This window comes from Micromonospora purpureochromogenes, assembly GCF_900091515.1.
Classification (GTDB): domain Bacteria; phylum Actinomycetota; class Actinomycetes; order Mycobacteriales; family Micromonosporaceae; genus Micromonospora; species Micromonospora purpureochromogenes.
Genome location: NZ_LT607410.1, coordinates 954295 through 970790, shown reverse-complemented (window position 1 = coordinate 970790; position 16496 = coordinate 954295). Strand labels below are relative to the sequence as shown.

General features: G+C 74.4%; 16 protein-coding genes. 10 read left to right on the top strand and 6 right to left on the bottom strand.

Annotated elements, in window-relative coordinates; genetic code table 11:
• Positions 1-39 precede the first annotated feature (39 nt).
• From mycP to GA0074696_RS04495, 3 genes are read left to right on the top strand one after another with little or no spacing between them, the layout of a single operon-like run.
• A complete protein-coding gene (mycP, locus tag GA0074696_RS04505; RefSeq protein ID WP_088959920.1) occupies positions 40-1398 on the top strand; it encodes a type VII secretion-associated serine protease mycosin in 1359 nt (452 codons plus the stop codon).
• Positions 1399-1440: 42 nt separating this feature from the next.
• Complete coding sequence (locus GA0074696_RS04500; RefSeq protein ID WP_088959919.1) at positions 1441-2241, top strand: phosphatase PAP2 family protein; 801 nt, start codon at positions 1441-1443, stop codon at positions 2239-2241.
• 30 nt (positions 2242-2271) lie between these two features.
• Positions 2272-2994 carry a phosphatase PAP2 family protein gene (locus GA0074696_RS04495; RefSeq protein WP_088959918.1) on the top strand — a complete coding sequence of 241 codons (723 nt, stop codon included), beginning with the start codon at positions 2272-2274 and terminating at the stop codon, positions 2992-2994.
• A 35-nt stretch (positions 2995-3029) separates the two neighbouring features.
• Here the strand turns inward: GA0074696_RS04495 and GA0074696_RS04490 are convergent, their stop codons facing one another.
• The 6 genes from GA0074696_RS04490 to GA0074696_RS04465 all read right to left on the bottom strand — a co-directional run bounded on the left by GA0074696_RS04490 (position 3030) and on the right by GA0074696_RS04465 (position 8538).
• A complete protein-coding gene (locus tag GA0074696_RS04490) occupies positions 3030-4208 on the bottom strand; it encodes a MarP family serine protease (RefSeq protein ID WP_088959917.1) in 1179 nt (392 codons plus the stop codon).
• Positions 4209-4266: 58 nt separating this feature from the next.
• Positions 4267-4962, bottom strand: a complete 696-nt coding sequence (locus tag GA0074696_RS04485) for an NUDIX hydrolase (RefSeq protein WP_088959916.1) — start codon at positions 4960-4962, stop codon at positions 4267-4269.
• Between the two features lie 173 nt (positions 4963-5135).
• The gene (locus GA0074696_RS04480) at positions 5136-5834 is read right to left on the bottom strand and encodes a TlpA family protein disulfide reductase (protein ID WP_088959915.1); all 699 of its coding nucleotides are present in this window, start codon (positions 5832-5834) and stop codon (positions 5136-5138) included.
• A complete protein-coding gene (gene nth / locus GA0074696_RS04475; RefSeq protein ID WP_088959914.1) occupies positions 5831-6610 on the bottom strand; it encodes an endonuclease III in 780 nt (259 codons plus the stop codon). The genes GA0074696_RS04480 and nth overlap by 4 nt, the downstream gene beginning before the upstream one ends.
• A 51-nt stretch (positions 6611-6661) precedes the next feature.
• Positions 6662-7819: a CapA family protein gene (locus tag GA0074696_RS04470; protein WP_088959913.1), complete on the bottom strand. Its 1158-nt coding sequence runs from the start codon at positions 7817-7819 to the stop codon at positions 6662-6664.
• A gap of 56 nt (positions 7820-7875) precedes the next feature.
• The gene (locus GA0074696_RS04465) at positions 7876-8538 is read right to left on the bottom strand and encodes an adenosylcobinamide amidohydrolase (protein WP_088964352.1); all 663 of its coding nucleotides are present in this window, start codon (positions 8536-8538) and stop codon (positions 7876-7878) included.
• 222 nt (positions 8539-8760) lie between these two features.
• Between GA0074696_RS04465 and GA0074696_RS04460 the strand changes: the two genes are divergently transcribed.
• The 7 genes from GA0074696_RS04460 (at position 8761) to GA0074696_RS04430 (ending at position 16493) form a co-directional block, all read left to right on the top strand.
• Positions 8761-9438, top strand: coding sequence for a Crp/Fnr family transcriptional regulator (locus GA0074696_RS04460; RefSeq protein WP_067306583.1), 678 nt, complete (start codon positions 8761-8763; stop codon positions 9436-9438).
• A 119-nt stretch (positions 9439-9557) separates the two neighbouring features.
• The gene (locus tag GA0074696_RS04455) at positions 9558-10301 is read left to right on the top strand and encodes a metallophosphoesterase family protein (RefSeq protein ID WP_088959912.1); all 744 of its coding nucleotides are present in this window, start codon (positions 9558-9560) and stop codon (positions 10299-10301) included.
• 173 nt (positions 10302-10474) lie between these two features.
• Positions 10475-11140: a TetR/AcrR family transcriptional regulator gene (locus tag GA0074696_RS04450; protein WP_088959911.1), complete on the top strand. Its 666-nt coding sequence runs from the start codon at positions 10475-10477 to the stop codon at positions 11138-11140.
• A gap of 40 nt (positions 11141-11180) precedes the next feature.
• Positions 11181-11984, top strand: coding sequence for a TIGR03084 family metal-binding protein (locus tag GA0074696_RS04445; protein WP_088959910.1), 804 nt, complete (start codon positions 11181-11183; stop codon positions 11982-11984).
• Complete coding sequence (locus tag GA0074696_RS04440; protein ID WP_088959909.1) at positions 11981-13702, top strand: acyclic terpene utilization AtuA family protein; 1722 nt, start codon at positions 11981-11983, stop codon at positions 13700-13702. The genes GA0074696_RS04445 and GA0074696_RS04440 overlap by 4 nt, the downstream gene beginning before the upstream one ends.
• Positions 13699-14895 carry an acyl-CoA dehydrogenase family protein gene (locus GA0074696_RS04435; protein WP_088959908.1) on the top strand — a complete coding sequence of 399 codons (1197 nt, stop codon included), beginning with the start codon at positions 13699-13701 and terminating at the stop codon, positions 14893-14895. The genes GA0074696_RS04440 and GA0074696_RS04435 overlap by 4 nt, the downstream gene beginning before the upstream one ends.
• Positions 14892-16493, top strand: coding sequence for an acyl-CoA carboxylase subunit beta (locus GA0074696_RS04430; RefSeq protein WP_088959907.1), 1602 nt, complete (start codon positions 14892-14894; stop codon positions 16491-16493). Before GA0074696_RS04435 ends, GA0074696_RS04430 begins: the two co-directional genes overlap by 4 nt.
• Positions 16494-16496 lie beyond the last annotated feature (3 nt).

Genomic DNA, 16496 nt, shown 5'->3' with positions numbered 1-16496 from the left:
ACCGGTAATCTGCCGAGCAGCACGTGTCAAGGACGATGAATGGCGGAGGATGTGACCAGGGTTCGGCACGGCTCCCCGACCGCGCTCAACCGGTTCGCCGGCCGGGCGTTGCTCGGTGTCGCGGCGACCGCCGTGACGGTCGTCGGCGCGGTGCCGCCACCGGCGTCGGCCGCCCCGTCCCGACCGGTCACCGTCGCCGCGTGGGCCGCCGGCGCGCCGCTGGCCGAGCCGGGTTTCGTCCCGCTGGAGACCACGACCCGGGCCGACCGGGTCCGCGACGACCAGTGGCAGCTCCAGGAGTTGCGGGCCAGCACCGCGTGGAGCGCCTCCACCGGCCGGGGGGTCACCGTCGCGGTGATCGACTCCGGTGTGGACGCCTCCCACCCGGATCTCGCCGGCCAGGTGCTGCCCGGCATCGACCTGGTCTCCCCCGCCGGCGCCGACGAGCCGGACCCGGTGGGTCACGGCACCACGGTGGCCAGCCTGATCGCCGGGCGCAACGACGACCGGAAGGGCGTGGCGGGGCTGGCCCCGGGCGCCCGCATCCTGCCGGTCCGGGTGCTCGACGACGAGAACCGCTACGACGACGCGATGATCGTCGCCAAGGGGGTGCGCTGGGCGGTCGACAACGGCGCCCGCGTGATCAACCTGTCCCTGGGCGGCGGCGGTGACAGCCCGGCGCTGGCCGCCGCGCTCGACTACGCCTTCGCTCGGGACGTGGTCGTGGTCGCCTGCACCGGCAACCTCGCCACCTCGTCCAGCCCCAAGGTCTGGTACCCGGCACGGGAGCCCGGCGTGATCGCCGTGGCCGGGTTGGAGGGCAGCAGCGAGAACCTTTGGTCCGGCTCGATCACCGGGCACGCCACCACCCTCACCGCGCCGGCCACCCGCCTGGTCGGGGCCCGCCCCGGTGGCTACTGGGGGGTGCAGGGCACCAGCTTCGCCGCACCGCTGGTGGCGGCGACCGCCGCGCTGGTGCGGGCCCGGTTCCCGGAAATGTCCGCGGGGGACGTGGTCAACCGGCTGCTGACCACCGCGAAGGACATCGGCCCCACCGGTCGGGACGACCGCTTCGGGTACGGCATGGTCGACCCGGTGGCCGCGTTGACCGCGGACGTGCCGCTGGTGCACCGCAACCCGCTCGACGACAACGACTCCCCCGGCGTGGTCGGCTTCGGCCCGGCGCCCGGGTCGACCGACGACGCCCAGGCCGGCGGCACCGGCTCCGACCCGCTCGGCTTCACCGCGCCCCGGCAGCACACCCGCTGGTCCGCGCAGCCGGCCGGCGCCGAGGACGACAGCGCGCCGCGCCGCCTCTGGACCGGCGTGGCCATCCTCGTCGCCCTGGTCACCGGCACCGCGCTGATGATCCGCCGGTTCCGCCTCTGGGGTCGCTGACCCCGGCCTGATCGGCCGCGTCGCTGGGTAAGTGCTGACGCCATGAGCAACCCCGGCCAGCGCACCTCCGTACCTCCGTCGGCCCGCTCCTGGCGGGGTCGACGCCTGGACCGCGACCACTCGCTGGGCCTGCGGCTGACCCTGGCCTCGGCGGCGGCGTTCCTGGTGCTGGTGCCGTTCGCGCTGCTGGCCGTGCTGGTGGTGGGCGCCTGGCCGCCGCTGCACCACCTGGACGCGGTGGTGACCGACGCGCTGTTCCGCTACGCCGTCGACCACCGGGGCTGGGTGCGGGTGATGAACGGGTGGACCACCGTCTTCGGTCCGGGGCCGCTGCGGGTGGCGGCGCTGGCCGTGGTGGTCTGGCTGTGGACCCGCCGGGCCCGCCGGCTGGCCCTCTGGGTGGTCACCACGATGACCGTCGGCGGGCTGCTCGGCGCGCTGCTGAAACTGCTGGTCGGCCGGGGCCGGCCGGACCTGCTCGACCCGGTGGCCCGGGCGGCCGGCTTCTCCTTCCCGTCCGGGCACGCGCTGAACGCCACCCTGGCCGCCGGCGTGCTGCTGCTGGTCTTCCTGCCGTACGCCCGGAGGCGAACGGCGGCGCAGGTGGCAATCTGGGTGGCGGCGGTGCTGGTCGCAGGGGTGACCGGGCTGAGTCGGGTGGCGCTCGGCGTGCACTGGACCAGCGACGTGCTGGGCGGCTGGCTGCTCGGCGTGGCGGTGGTGGCGGCGACCTCCGCCGCGTTCACCACCTGGCGGGAGCGGACCGGCCGGCCCGCCGCCCGGCCTGCCGCCGAGGGCGTGGAACCGGAGCTGGCCGACGACCGGAACGAGCCGGACGCGTAGTTGTGGCCCGGCGGGGGTAATGGGCGGCCCATGTCCGACTTCGCGGTGCAGGTAATCAAGCGGGTGCTGGTGCCGGTGGCCCTGCTGCTGACCTTCATGGTCCTGCTCGGGGTGCTGGTCACCCGGGTGCTGGACCGGGTCTGGCCGTTCACCGTGGAGGACGCGGTCAACCGGGAACTGGCTGCCGACCGCACCGGCGGCTGGAACGACGTCTCACTGGTGTTCAGCACGCTCGCCAGCACCCAGGTGATCCTCCTGGTCACCGTGGTGGCGGCGCTGGTCCTGCGGCTGGTGTTGCACCGCTGGCGGGAGCCGCTGTTCCTGTGCGCCGCGGTCAGCGCCCAGGCGCTGGTCTTCCTGCTGACCACGATGGCCATCGACCGGCGTCGTCCGGCCGTCGAACACATGGACGTCTCGCCGCCCACCTCCAGCTTCCCGTCCGGACACACCTCGGCGGCGGTGGCGCTCTACGTCGGCATCGCGCTGCTGCTGGCGCTGCGGGCGAGGAGCACCGCGGGCAAGGCCACCTGGTGGGCCCTGCTGGTCCTGGTGCCGGTCGGGGTGGCGCTGACCCGGATGTACCGGGGCATGCACCATCCGAGCGACGTGCTGGCGTCCTTCGTCAACGGCGGCACCTGCGTGGCGATCATGGCCCGGGCGGTGCTGGACCGGACGCTGAACTGGGGCAGGGCCCGGCTGCCCGGGGTCACCCCGTCGGGCGGGGACGTGGCCGCCGCCCGCGCCCGGAGCTGACCCCGGCCGCGGTCACCCGGCCGCCGCGGCGGGGCTCAGGTGCAGTCGCCCGTGCCCACCCCACGGGTACGCTCCGCGCCCTCCAACGCCACCGGCCGCGCCTCCGCCGCCGTCACCGCGAAACCCGTGTTCGGGTCGTCCGCCGCCGCCGCGAAGATCACGCCGAGCACCAGACCGTTGGAGGAGACCAGCGGACCGCCGGAGTTGCCGCTGCGGACCAGCGCCCGGATCGTGTAGATCTCCCGGGTCACGTCGCCGGAGGAGTAGATGTCCGGCCCGGTGATCCGGTCGACGTCGCGCACCCGGGCCGGCCGGGCGTCGTACGGGCCGTCGAGGGGGAAGCCGAGCACGATCGCGTCCGAGCCGCTGCCGGCCTGCCCGGCGGCGAAGCGCAGGGACGGGCCGGGCAGCCCGGGCACGTGCAGCACGGCGAGGTCGCGGTCCGGGTCGTAGACGACCACCTCGCCGTCGTACCGCTCGCCGCGCAGCTCCACGGCGACGGAGCGGGTACCGGCCACCACGTGCGCGTTGGTCATCACCCGGTCGTCGGCGTACACGAAGCCGGAGCCCTCGATGCGGCGCGCGCAGCTCGGCGCGGAACCCAGCACCTTGACCACCGACCGCTGGCTGTTCGCCACCACCTGGGAGCCGGCGAGGGCCGGGTCGGGCGGGGAGACCTGCCGCGCCTGGGTGCGGCCCAGGCCGTTGAAGACGTCCGGGAAGCCGTCGGTGTCCACCGTGTCGCGCAGGGCGGTGGAGAGCTCCTGGGCGCGGTCGGGCAGCACCCGGTCCACCACGGTCAGCAGCGCGCTGTTCTTGACCGAGGCGGACAGCCAGGGCAGCGGCGAGGAGGCCAGCGGGACGGCGACCAGCCAGGCCACCAGCATCACGGCGAAGAGCGAGACGAACGCGCCGCCGATGTCGTCGGCCCGCTTCGCCACGTCGTTGGTGATCGTCCTGCGCAGGTGCGAGCCGAGCCAGCCGGCGAGCGCCTGCCCGAGCACGGCCAACCCGAAGACGGCGACCAGGGAGATCAGTACCCGGGTGCCGCTGTCGACGAACTGCCGGGCGAAGATGGGGCCGACCTGGAGGCCGAGGAGCGCGCCCAGAAAAAAGCCGGAGAGCGAGAGCGCCCCGATGGCGAAGCCCTGGCGGTATCCGCTGATCGCGAACACGAGCATGAGCAGGAGCAGGACGAGATCCACGACGGACACGCGTCAAGGGTACGGGCACCGGGCACGGCGGGGGCGTAGCGCTTGCTGAACGTGACGGTCAGGTCAGCGGGCCAGCCATCTCGTCGACCTCGTCGGTGCCGGCGGAGGGCGCCGGGGTGGCCCCGGCGGGCGGCAGTTCGATCACCCGGCCACGCGGCCATGGGCGGGCCCAGCCCCCCATCTCCAGGAGCGTGGCGAGCACCCCGGCGGTGAAGCCCCAGACCAGCATGCCGCGCACGGAGAACGCGGGCCCGATCCAGCCGCTCGGGTGGCGTACCCGCATCCGGTTCTCCGGGTCGACCAGCTCGGCGACGGGCAGCCGGGCGACGTGGGCGACCTCGGCCGGCTCCCGGGGGTGCACCGGGTGCGGCGCGTGCCACCAGGCCAGCACCGGGGTCACCACGAAGTCGCTGACCGGGATCCACAGCCTGGGCAGCTCGGCCAGCACGGTCACGCTGGCCGGGTCGAGGTCGACCTCCTCGTTCGCCTCGCGCAGCGCGGTCGCGGCGGCGTCGGCGTCCTCCGGGTCGGCAGCGCCGCCGGGGAAGGCCGGCTGGCCGGCGTGGTTGCGCAGGGTCGCGGCCCGCTGGAGCACCAGCACGTCCGGGCCGGCGCCGGGCTCCTCGCCGAGCAGCACCAGCACCGCGCTCTCCCGGCCGCCCTCCTCGGGCGTGGTGAGCCGGGTGAAGTCCTCCACCCGGGCGGTGCCGAGCCGACCGAGCAGCGGGTCGATCCAGGCCGGCGGGCGGGTCACGGAGTGACCTCTATTCGCGACTGCGGGGCTCGCAGGACCGGCTCGCTCCTCGCGCTCACGGTGCCACCTTCGTTCGCGACTGCGGGACTCGCAGGACCGGCTCACTCCTCGCGCTCACGGTGCCACCTTCGTTCGCGACTGCGGGACTCGCAGGACCGGCTCGCTCCTCGCGCTCATCGGGACACCTGCACGCCGAGGTGCTGCCGGACCAGCGCGGCGAGCCGGGCGTGGTCGAGGGCGCCGGTGGCGTCGGTGTGGCGTACCCGGCCCTGGGCGTCGACGAGGATGGTCAGTGGGAGGGCGTTGCGCCCCAGCTCCCGTTGCAGCGCCTCGCCCTGGTCGAACAGCATCGGGAAGCGGATGCCGTAGTCCTCGCCGATGGACTGGGCGGCGCTGCGGGTGTCCCGGCTGTTGACGCCGATCACCTGGAGCCGGCCGGCCGTCTGCTCACTGAGCCGCTGGAAGGCGGGCAGCTCCTTGCGGCAGGGCGGGCACCAGGAGGCCCAGACGTTGACCACGGCGGGGCCCCGGACGTCCCGCAGCGCCACCGGCGTGCCGCCGGTGAAGCAGGAGAGGATCAGGCCCGGCAGCACCGGCCCGGCACCCCCCGTCCCGGTGGCGGCCGGCGCGGCCGCATCGAGCGTGGCAGTGGCGGTCGCGGCGGCGCCCGGCGTCGCGGTGCCGGTCGCGGCAGCGCCAGGCGTGGCGTCACCGATCGTGGCCGGCGGGCGGGTGAGCGTCGCGCAGTCGGCGAACGGCGAGGGGCGTTCGGCTCGGGCGGTGGGGGTGGTGGCGCTGCCCTGACCGGTGGCGGTGCAGCCGGCGACGGCCAGCAGCGCGGGGACGAGCAGGGCAGCCAGCCGACGGTTCACGGCACCTCCGCGGCGACGGCCTGCCGCGGCACCAGCTCGGGGTCGACCCCGGCGGCGGCCGCGAGGTCCCGGGCCCGGGGGCCCTTGAGCAGCTTCGCGGCGGCGGCCGGCTCGGTCGGGCCGGTCCCGTACGACGGGCAGAGCTTCGCCAGCGTGCAGGCCCCGCAGGCCGGCTTGCGGGCGTGGCAGACCCGCCGGCCGTGGAAGATGATCCGGTGCGAGAGCATGGTCCACTCGCGCTTGGGGAAGAGCGCGCCGATCTCGTGCTCGATCTTCACCGGGTCGGTCTGCGCGGTCAGCTTCCAGCGCTGCACGAGCCGCTGGAAGTGGGTGTCGACGGTGATCCCCGGGACGTCGAAGGCGTTGCCGAGGATGACGTTGGCGGTCTTGCGGCCGATCCCGGGCAGCGTCACCAGGTCGGCCAGCCTGCCGGGGACCCTGCCGTCGTACCGCTCGACCAGGGCCTGACCCAGCTTGATCAGCGAGTCGGTCTTGTTGCGGTAGAAGCCGGTCGGCCGGATCAGCTCCTCCAGTTCCGCCCGGTCGGCCCCGGCGTAGTCGGCCGCCGTCGGGTAGCGCACGAAGAGCTTCGGGGTGACCTCGTTGACCTTCTTGTCGGTGCACTGCGCGGAGAGGATGGTGGCGACGGCCAGCTCCAACGCGTTGGAGTGGTCGAGTTCACAGTGCGCGTCGGGGTGCGCCTCGGTCAGCGCCCGGCCGATCCGCCGGGCGCGCCGGGTCCGGCCGAGGTCCGTCTCGGTGGAGCTGATGGTCACGCCGGCCAGCCTACGTCGCCGGGACGACCACCCGCCGGGCCCACGCCCGGCTCAGCCGGCCTGCGGCGCGCCGATCCTGCCCTCCGCGTCGAACCGGGCCCCGGTACGCGGGAAGTCGGCCCGGCTGAGCTGCTTGACCAGCCCGAGGCCCTGGTCGGCGGAGTCCATGGTCGGCTTGCCGACGGAGTTCATCCGGGTGGAGGTGAAGGAGCCGCCGGCGAAGCTGCCGTCCGGCTTGAGCGACACCTTGAGCACCCCGCCCCAGCCGAGCCGCCCGCTCGGGTTGAGCGACCGGCCGCCGCCGGCGAAGTTGCCCAGGCTGTAGGCGATCAGCCGGCCCTGGTAGAACTCCATGCCGCGCAGCACGTGCGGGCCGTGCCCGACGATCAGGTCCGCCCCGGCATCGATCATGGCGTGGGAGAACTTCACCGGGTCGCCCCGGTTCTCGCCGTAGAACAGCTCGGTGCCCGGCTTGACCTTGGTCCGGTCGGCCCCCTCGGCACCCATGTGCACCTGCACCACCACGAGATCGGCCATGGTGGCGGCCTTCTCGACGACCGCCGTCGCGGCGTCGATGTCGGTCAGGCTGTTCGACCAGGGGTACGACGAGAAGCCGGCCACCGCGATCTTGACGCCCTTGACCTCCACCACGGTGATCTGGTCCGGCGCGCCGGTGTGCTTGAGGCCCTGCTTCTCCAGCGCCTTCTGGGTGTTCGCGTACCCCTGTGGGCCGTAGTCGTAGCCGTGGTTGTTGGCCTGGTTGAGCAGCTCGAAGCCGGCGTCGGAGAGGTGGGCGGCGTAGCTGGGCGGGGCCCGGAACTGGAAGCAGGCGGTGGCGTTGGCCCCGCACTTGCCGGTGCCGGTGTCCTCGGTCAGCGGCTCCTCCAGGTTGCCCATCACCAGGTCGGCGTCGAGCGCGTCGGAGATCTCGTCGAAGAAGCCCCGCCCGCCGTTGGCGGGGAGCCGGGAGGGGGCGTTGCCCATGATGATGTCGCCGGTCGCCGAGAGCGAGACGGCCTCGCCGGCCGGCTCCGAGGCGCCGCCGGACGGGACCGGTGCACCGGTGGCGCCCCCGCCGCCGCCGCGCTGCCAGACCGGCGCGGCGTCGTCGTCCGACGTGCCGCAGCCGGCGCTGAGCAGCACAGCGAGGACCGCGCCGACGGCGAGTGCGGCACGGCGGCGGGTCCTGGCAGACGCGGGAGCGGACATCGCTGGCGACCCTACCGGGTAGGTAACGGCCCGACGATGGCCTTTCGGACCGAAGTTCATCCCGCCCGCCGGTCGGACCAGGGCACGCAGGGCACCGCCCCGCCGTCCCGGACGGCGGCGTGCACGGCCCGGGCCAGCGGGGCGCCCCAGGTGGACCGGGGGCCGCCGTAGGGCTCGGCGGGGCCGTCGGCCGGGCAGAGCACGGTGACCGCGTCGGTGGGCGTACCGGTGGCGGGCAGGCCAAGCTCCCAGATCGCCTGGGCCTTCGCCTCGGTGGCCGTGGCGATGGCGTTGACCAGCGCGGCGTCGCCGAGCGCCGCCGGGACGTACACGACGATGTTGACCGTGCCCACCCGCTGGGCCGGCGTCGCCGGGGCCGGCGCGGCGGCCCAGACCGGCGTGCCCAGCCCGACCGTCGCCCAGGCCCGCACGCCGGTGTCGACCCGGGCCACCACCTCGGCGACGTCCACCCCGGTGAGCAGGCCCACCCCGGGGCCGGCCAGGCCGAGGCCGCCGGCCAGCGCGGCCAGGTGGGCGGCCGGGTCGTCCCGGCGGTACGACATCGGCACGGTCGCGTTCAGCACCCAGTTCCGGACGCCGATCCCGCCACCGAGCGGGCCGGAGCTGACCGCCCGCAGGGGCGCCCCGGCGCGCCACACCAGCAGCGGGATGTCCCGGCCGTCCTCGGGACGGCTGGTCAGGGCGGGGTCGCTCAGCACGTCCGTCACCCTACGGCCATCGACGGCGACGCCCGGTCACCACCCGGACACGGCCGCGCGATACTAGCCCCTGATCAGGGCGGGAAGGTTAAGTCCAAGGATCAGGATTCCAGGGGTGCGCCTCTGATTCGTGCTCGCGTGCGCCTAGACTTGTCGGCGCGCGAGGGATAAGCGGACGGCGGACCCGGCCGACGGACGGCGGCGCGCAACCGGAGGTGCGCGATGGACGAGGTACTGGCCCGCAGCGGGATCTTCCAGGGTGTCGACCCGGAGGCTGCCGAGGCGCTCGCCAAGGAGATGGAGACGATCGACGTCCGCAAGGGCGAGATCGTGTTCAACGAGGGCGAGCCCGGCGACAGTCTCTACATCCTCCTGTCCGGCAAGATCAAGGTGGGGCGTCGGGCGGCCGACGGCCGGCAGAACCTGATCGCCGTCATGGGCCCGTCGGACATGGTCGGTGAGCTGTCGCTCTTCGACCCCGGTCCGCGTACGGCCACGGCCACCGCGGTCACCGACACCCGGCTGGTGCGGCTGCGCAAGCAGGCGCTGCGGCCGTGGCTGAACAACCGGCCCGAGATCGCCGAGCAGCTGCTGCGGGTGCTGGCCCGCCGGCTCCGCCGGACCAACGACTCGCTGGCCGACCTGATCTTCACCGACGTGCCGGGCCGGGTCGCCAAGAACCTGCTCCAGATGGCCGGCCGCTTCGGCACCCGTGACGGCGGCGTCCTGCGGGTGACCCACGACCTCACCCAGGAGGAGATCGCCCAGCTCGTCGGCGCCTCCCGGGAGACCGTCAACAAGGCGCTGGCCGACTTCGCCTCGCGGGGCTGGCTGCGGCTGGACGGCAAGAGCATCATCATCCTCGACCCGGAGCGTCTGGCCCGCCGCGCGCGGGTCTGACCCGATCGACGACCAGGCCAGGGCCATCCCAGGTGTCCCTGGCCTCGTCGTGTCCGGGGGTCTCTCTGCCGGGCGCAGAATTCCTCGACATCGTGGCGGCCGCCCGGCACGGTGGGCGCATGCTCGAACGCGTAGCCGTCCTCTCCGACATCCATGGTGCGCTGCCCGCGCTGGAGGCCGTGCTGGCCGAGCCGGACGTGGCCGCCGCCGACCTGATCGTGCTCACCGGTGACATCGCCGCCGGACCGCAGCCGGTCGAGGTGCTGGACCTGCTCGCCGACCTCGGCGACCGAGCCTGTTGGGTCGGCGGCAACGCCGACCGCGAGCTGGTCGAGGCGCGGGCCGGTCGCAGCTCTCCCATCGCGGTCTCGAACTGGGCCGCCCAGCAGCTCCGGGACGATCAGGCGGCCCGGCTGGCGGCGCTGCCGCTGACGGTGACCCTGGAGGTGGCCGGCCTCGGTCCGGTGCTCTTCTGCCACGCCACGCCCCGCGACGACGAGGAGGTGGTGCTGGTGGACTCCCGGATGGACCGCTGGGCGGAGGTGCTCGCCGGGGTGCCGGCCGAGGTGGGCACGATCGTCTGCGGGCACACCCACATGCCGTTCACCCGCCTGGCCGACCGGCGGCTGGTGGTCAACCCGGGCAGCATCGGGATGCCGTACGGCGGCGCCGGGGCGTGGTGGGCCCTGCTCGGACCGGGCGTGCAACTACGCCGCACCCCGTTCGACGTGGATGCCGCCTGCGTCCGGGTCGCCGCCGAGTCGGGTTTCCCCGAAGCCGCCGAGTGGGCCGACGAGTACCTGCGCTCCCGGCACAGCGACGCCGACGCGCTCACCGTCTTCGGCCCCCGGGACGGTCGCTGACCACCGCCGAGCACGCGGATCCTTTCGAGCTGATGACGTGAACGACTCGGCGGCGATCCGCCCACGTCATCAGCTCGAAAGGGTCGCCACACCACCCCCGCAGAGGGCCGGACAGACAGAGACTAGAAAAAGTCAGGCTTGACTGTTTGTTTCGGGGGCGGCACGCTGTCCCCGTGCCCACCGCATCGACGCGCGTCCCTCAGCAGGAGCGCAGCCGCGCCACCCAGGCCCGGCTGCTGGAGGCGACCGTCGACTGCCTGGTGGAGTACGGCTGGTCCGGCACCACCACCACGGTGGTCGCGGCCCGGGCCGGCGTCTCGCGCGGCGCGCAGCTGCACCACTACCCGACCAAGGCGGCCCTGGTGACCGCCGCCGTCGCGCACCTCGCCGACCGGCGGGCGGCGGAGCTGCGCACCGAGGCGGAGGCCCTGCCGGCCGGGCCGCAGCGGCTCGACCGGGTGGTCGACCTGCTCGGCGTGGCCTTCACCGGGCCGCTCTTCGTCGCCGCGCTGGAGCTCTGGGTCGCCGCCCGCACCGACGCCGAGCTGCGCCGCGCCCTGGTGCCGCTGGAGGCCCGGGTCGGCCGGGAGATGCACCGGCTGACCGTGGCGCTGCTCGGCGTCGACGAGCGCCGCCCCGGCGTACGGGAGGCCGTGCAGGCCACCCTCGACCTGCTCCGCGGGCTGGGCGTGGCCAACCTGCTCAATGACGACTCGGCCCGCCGTACCGCCCTGCTGCACACCTGGAAACGCCAGCTCGCCGCCCTGCTCACGCCCGACGCCGGCCCAGCGGAGCGCGCCATGCCGGCCGGGGCGGGGCTTGAGCGCGACAGGCAGTGACCCCGTCCGTCCTGACCGGCACACCCCGCCCGGAGGCAACATGGTCGACCTGACAGCACTGCTCGCGGATCTGGCCGCCGAGTCCGAGCAGCTCGACGCCCTCGTCGCGCCGCTGCCCCCGCAGGCCTGGACGCGGCCGACCCCCGCTCCCGGGTGGACGGTCGGTCACCAGATCGCCCACCTCGCCTGGACCGACGAGATGGCCCGGCTCGCCGCCACCGACGTCGACGCCTTCTACGCCTCGGTCACCTCGGCGCCGGACGTCAGCCGGCTCGTCGACGACGGCGCGGAGCAGTTCCTGGCCCCGCCGGCCGAGCTGCTCGCCCGCTGGCGTGCCGGCCGGGCCGCGCTCATCGACGCCCTCACCGCCGTCCCCGCGGGAGACAAGCTGCCCTGGTACGGCACCCGGATGTCGCCCGCCTCGATGGCCACCGCGCGGATCATGGAGACCTGGGCGCACGGCGAGGACGTGGCCGACGCGCTGGGCGTCACCCGGGCCCCGACCGACCGGCTGCGGCACGTCGCCCACCTCGGCTTCCGTACCCTCGGGCACGGCTTCGCCGCCCACGGCCGGGCGCTGCCCACGGCCCCGGTCCGGGTCGAACTGACCGCGCCCGACGGTGACACCTGGGCCTTCGGGCCGGCGGACGCGGCGGACCGGGTCACCGGCCCGGCGCTCGACTTCTGCCTGCTGGTCACCCAGCGCCGGCACCGCGCCGACCTGGCCCTGACCGCCACCGGCGCCACCGCCGACGAGTGGCTGGACGTGGCCCAGGCCTTCGCCGGGCCGCCCGGCACCGGCCGGGAGCCGCGCGCGGCGAGCGGCGCCGGAGCCCCGGCATGAGCGCGCCGCTGCGGGTCGGCAACGCCTCCGGCTTCTACGGCGACCGCTCCACGGCCTGGCGGGAGATGCTCGACGGCGGCGAGCTGGACGTGCTCACCGGCGACTACCTGGCCGAGCTGACCATGCTGATCCTCGGCCGCGACCGGATGCGCGACCCCGCGCTGGGATACGCGAAGACGTTCCTCCGCCAACTCGAAGGCTGCCTCGGCACCGCGTTGGACCGGGGCGTGCGGATCGTGACCAACGCCGGCGGGCTCAACCCGGCCGGCCTGGCCGCCGCGATCGGCTCGCTCGCCGACCGGCTCGGTCTCCCCGCCCGGATCGGGTACGTCGAGGGCGACGCCCTCGCCCGTCCCGACGCGCTCACCGCGAACGCCTACCTCGGCGCGTTCGGCATCGCGGCCTGCCTCGACGCCGGGGCGGACGTGGTGGTCACCGGCCGGGTCACCGACGCCTCGCTGGCCGTCGGGCCGGCGATCGCCCGGTTCGGCTGGGGCCGGGACGACCTGGACGCGCTGGCCGGGGCGACCGTCGCCGGGCACCTGATCGAGTGCGGGGCGCAGGTCACCGGCGGCAACTTCAGCTTCTTCACGGAGCTGCCCGACGGCGGCCACCGGCCCGGTTTCCCGATCGCGGAGATCCACCCGGACGGTTCCTCGGTGCTCACCAAGCACCCGGGCACCGGCGGCGCGGTCACCGTCGAGACCGTCACCGCACAACTGCTCTACGAGGTGGGCGGCCCGGCGTACCTGGGGCCGGACGTGGTGACCCGGCTGGACACGGTGCGGCTGCATCAGGACGGACCCGACCGGGTCCGCGTCTCCGGCGTCCGGGGCACGCCACCGCCGGACACCCTCAAGGTCGGCGTCAACAACCTCGGCGGGTTCCGCAACTCGATGACGTTCGTCCTCTGCGGACTGGACGTCCCCGCCAAGGCGGCCCTGGTGCGCGGGCAGATCGAGGAGGCGGTCGGCAAGGAGGGGCTGGAGTTCACGCTGGCCCGCACCGACCACCCGGACGCGGCCGACACCGAGGCGGCGAGCGCGCTGCTGCACGTACACCTGCGCGACGGTGACAAGGCGCGGGCCGGGCGGGCCTTCTCGGCGGCCGCGGTGGAGCTGGCCCTGGCCTCCTACCCCGGCTGCACGCTGACCACGCTGCCCGGCGACGCCACCCCGTACGGGGTCTTCACCGCCGACACCGTGCCGCAGGACGCGGTCGAGCACATCGCGGTGCTGCCCGGCGGTGAGCGGGTGCCGATCCCGCCGCCGACCCGCACCGCCGCCGCGCAGGCCACGGAGGTCGCACCGGACACCGGCGGTGCGCCGGCACGGCCGGAGGGTACCGGCCCGACCCGACGGGCGCCGCTGGGCGAACTGGTCGGGGCGCGCTCCGGCGACAAGGGCGGCGACGCCAACCTGGGCGTCTGGGCCCGCACCGACGCCACGTACGCCTGGCTGCGCGGCTGGCTCACCGTCGAGCGGCTGGCCGAACTGCTGCCGGAGACCGCCCCGCTGACCGTCGAGCGGTACGAGCTGCCCCACCTGCGGGCGGTCAACTTCGTGGTGCGGGGGCTGCTCGGGCAGGGCGTTGCCGCCTCCACGCGGTTCGATCCGCAGGCCAAGGCGCTCGGGGAGCTGTTGCGCTGCCCGATCGTCGACCTGCCCGCGGACCTGCCGGCGGGTGCACCGGAACGAGTAGGGGAGGCCGGCGCATGAGCATCGTGGACACCCCGGAACGGCGGCAGCTGCGCGAGCTGACCCGGGCCTTCGTCACCCGGGAGGTGCTGCCGCACCTGGCCGACTGGGAGCGGGCCGGCGAGGTGCCGCGCGAGCTGCACGCCACCGCCGCGAAGATCGGGCTGCTCGGCATCGGGTTCCCCGAGTCGGTCGGCGGCAGCGGCGGCGACCTGCTCGACTCCATCGTCGTCACCGAGGAGATCATCCGCTCCGGCGGCTCGTCGGGGCTGATCGCGGCGCTCTTCACGCACGGCATCGCGCTGCCGCACATGGTCGCCGCCGCCGGCGGCCAGAGCGGCGGCCTGCTCCGCGGCCGGCTCGGCGGCGGCCAGCTCCGCGGCGACGACGACCTGGTCGACCGGTACGTCCGGCCCACCCTGGCCGGGACGATGATCGGCGCGCTGGCGATCACCGAGCCGGACGGCGGCTCGGACGTCGCCGCGATCCGCACCACCGCCCGCCGGGACGGCGACCACTACGTGGTGAACGGCTCGAAGACCTACATCACCAGCGGGGTACGGGCCGACTTCGTGACCACCGCGGTCTGCACCGACGTCCCGGGCAGCGGCGAACTCAGCCTGCTCGTCATCGACAAGGGCACGCCCGGCTTCACCGTCGGGCGCCGGCTGGAGAAGCTGGGCTGGCACTGCTCGGACACCGCCGAACTGTCGTTCGTCGACGTCCGGGTGCCGGTGACCAACCGGATCGGCGAGGAGAACACCGGCTTCCTCGCGATCATGCAGCACTTCGCCGCGGAGCGGCTCTCGCTGGCCACCCAGGCGTACGCGACCGCGCAGCGCTGCGTGGAGCTGGCCACCCGCTGGTGCCGGGACCGGGCCACCTTCGGCCGCCCGCTGGCCAGTCGGCAGTTGATCCGGCACCGGCTCGCCGAGATGCACACCCGCACCGAGGCGGCCCGGGCGTACGTGCACGAGGTGGCCGCCCGGGTCGCGGCCGGCGAGCCGGTGGTGACCGAGGTGGCGATGGCGAAGAACGTCGCGGTGGCCGCCTGCGACCAGGTGGTCGACCAGGCGCTGCAACTGCACGGCGGCTTCGGCTACCTGCGCGACGCCGAGGTGGAGCGGCACTACCGGGACGCCCGGATCCTCGGCATCGGCGGCGGCACCACCGAGATCATGAACGAGATCATCGCGAAGGGCATGGGCCTGTGAGCACACTGGACAGCACGCTCGACCCCTCCTCGCCGACCTACCGGGCCAACCGGGAGGCCCTGCTGGAACGCCTCGCCGAGCTGGACGCCGAGCTGGACCGGGCCCGGGCCGGCGGTGGCGAGAAGTACGTGACCCGGCACCACGCGCGCGGCAAGCTGCTCCCCCGGGAGCGGATCGAGCTGCTGCTCGACCCGGACAGCCCGTTCCTGGAGCTGTCCCCGGTGGCGGCGTACGGCACCGACTTCCCGGTCGGGGCCAGCGTGGTGACCGGCATCGGCGTGGTCGAGGGCGTGGAGTGCCTGGTCGTCGCCAACGACCCGACGGTACGCGGCGGCGCGGTGAACCCCTGGTCGCTGGCGAAGACCCGGCGGGCCGGCGAGATCGCCCTGGCCAACCGGCTGCCGATGGTCAACCTGGTCGAGTCGGCCGGCGCCGACCTGCCCACCCAGGCGGAGATCTTCATCCCGGGCGGCCGGGTGTTCCGCGACCTGACCCGGCTCTCCGCGGCGAAGATCCCCACGGTCAGCGTGGTCTTCGGCAACGCCACCGCCGGCGGCGCGTACGTGCCCGGGATGTCCGACCACGTCATCATGATCCGGGACCGGTCGCAGGTGTACCTGGCCGGCCCGCCGCTGGTGAAGATGGCCACCGGCGAGGTCACCGACGACGAGTCCCTCGGCGGCGCGGCCATGCACGCCTCGACGTCCGGGCTGGCCGACTTCCTCGCCGAGGACGAACGGGACGGCATCCGGCTGGCCCGGCAGTGCGTGCGCCGGCTCAACTGGCGCAAGCAGGGCCCGTCGCCGCGCACCGGGGTCCCCCAGCCCCCCAAGTACGACCCGGAGGAGCTGCCCGGCATCGCCAGCGCCGACCTCAAGGTGCCCTTCGACCCCCGCGAGGTGCTGGCCCGGGTGCTCGACGGCAGCGAGTTCGACGAGTTCAAACCGGCCTACGGCACGGCGCTGGTCACCGGCTGGGGCGAGCTGCACGGGTACCCGGTCGGGGTGCTGGCCAACGCCCGGGGCGTGCTGTTCAGCGCGGAGGCGCAGAAGGCGGCCCAGTTCATCCAGCTCGCCAACGCCGCCGACACCCCGCTGGTCTTCCTGCAGAACACCACCGGCTACATGGTCGGCACCGAGTACGAGCAGCGCGGCATCATCAAGCACGGCGCGTTGATGATCAACGCGGTCTCGAACTCGACCGTGCCGCACCTGACGGTGAACCTGGGCGCCTCCTACGGCGCCGGCAACTACGGCATGTGCGGCCGGGCGTACGAGCCGCGGTTCCTGTTCACCTGGCCGAACGCGAAGTCGGCGGTGATGGGGCCGGCGCAGCTCGCCGGGGTGCTCTCCATCGTCGCCCGGCAGGCCGCCGCCGCCCGGGGGCGCTCCTTTGACGAGGAGTCCGACGCGGCGATGCGGATGATGGTCGAGCAGCAGATCGAGTCCCAGTCCGGCGCGCTCTTCCTCTCCGGCCGGCTCTACGACGACGGGGTGATCGACCCCCGGGACACCCGTACCGTCCTCGGGCTCTGCCTGTCGGCGATCCACAACGGACCGGTGAAGGGCGCCGACGGCTTCGGCGTCTTCCGGATGTAGAGG

What these genes read in the sequence shown, in the direction of transcription:
- GA0074696_RS04435 (WP_088959908.1), top strand. Translation starts at nt 13,699, where the DNA reads ATGAGCATCGTGGACACCCCGGAACGGCGGCAGCTGCGCGAGCTGACC.
- GA0074696_RS04470 (WP_088959913.1), bottom strand. Translation starts at nt 7,819, where the DNA reads ATGTCCGCTCCCGCGTCTGCCAGGACCCGCCGCCGTGCCGCACTCGCC.
- GA0074696_RS04495 (WP_088959918.1), top strand. Translation starts at nt 2,272, where the DNA reads ATGTCCGACTTCGCGGTGCAGGTAATCAAGCGGGTGCTGGTGCCGGTG.
- GA0074696_RS04500 (WP_088959919.1), top strand. Translation starts at nt 1,441, where the DNA reads ATGAGCAACCCCGGCCAGCGCACCTCCGTACCTCCGTCGGCCCGCTCC.
- GA0074696_RS04445 (WP_088959910.1), top strand. Translation starts at nt 11,181, where the DNA reads ATGGTCGACCTGACAGCACTGCTCGCGGATCTGGCCGCCGAGTCCGAG.
- mycP (WP_088959920.1), top strand. Translation starts at nt 40, where the DNA reads ATGGCGGAGGATGTGACCAGGGTTCGGCACGGCTCCCCGACCGCGCTC.
- GA0074696_RS04455 (WP_088959912.1), top strand. Translation starts at nt 9,558, where the DNA reads ATGCTCGAACGCGTAGCCGTCCTCTCCGACATCCATGGTGCGCTGCCC.
- GA0074696_RS04440 (WP_088959909.1), top strand. Translation starts at nt 11,981, where the DNA reads ATGAGCGCGCCGCTGCGGGTCGGCAACGCCTCCGGCTTCTACGGCGAC.
- GA0074696_RS04460 (WP_067306583.1), top strand. Translation starts at nt 8,761, where the DNA reads ATGGACGAGGTACTGGCCCGCAGCGGGATCTTCCAGGGTGTCGACCCG.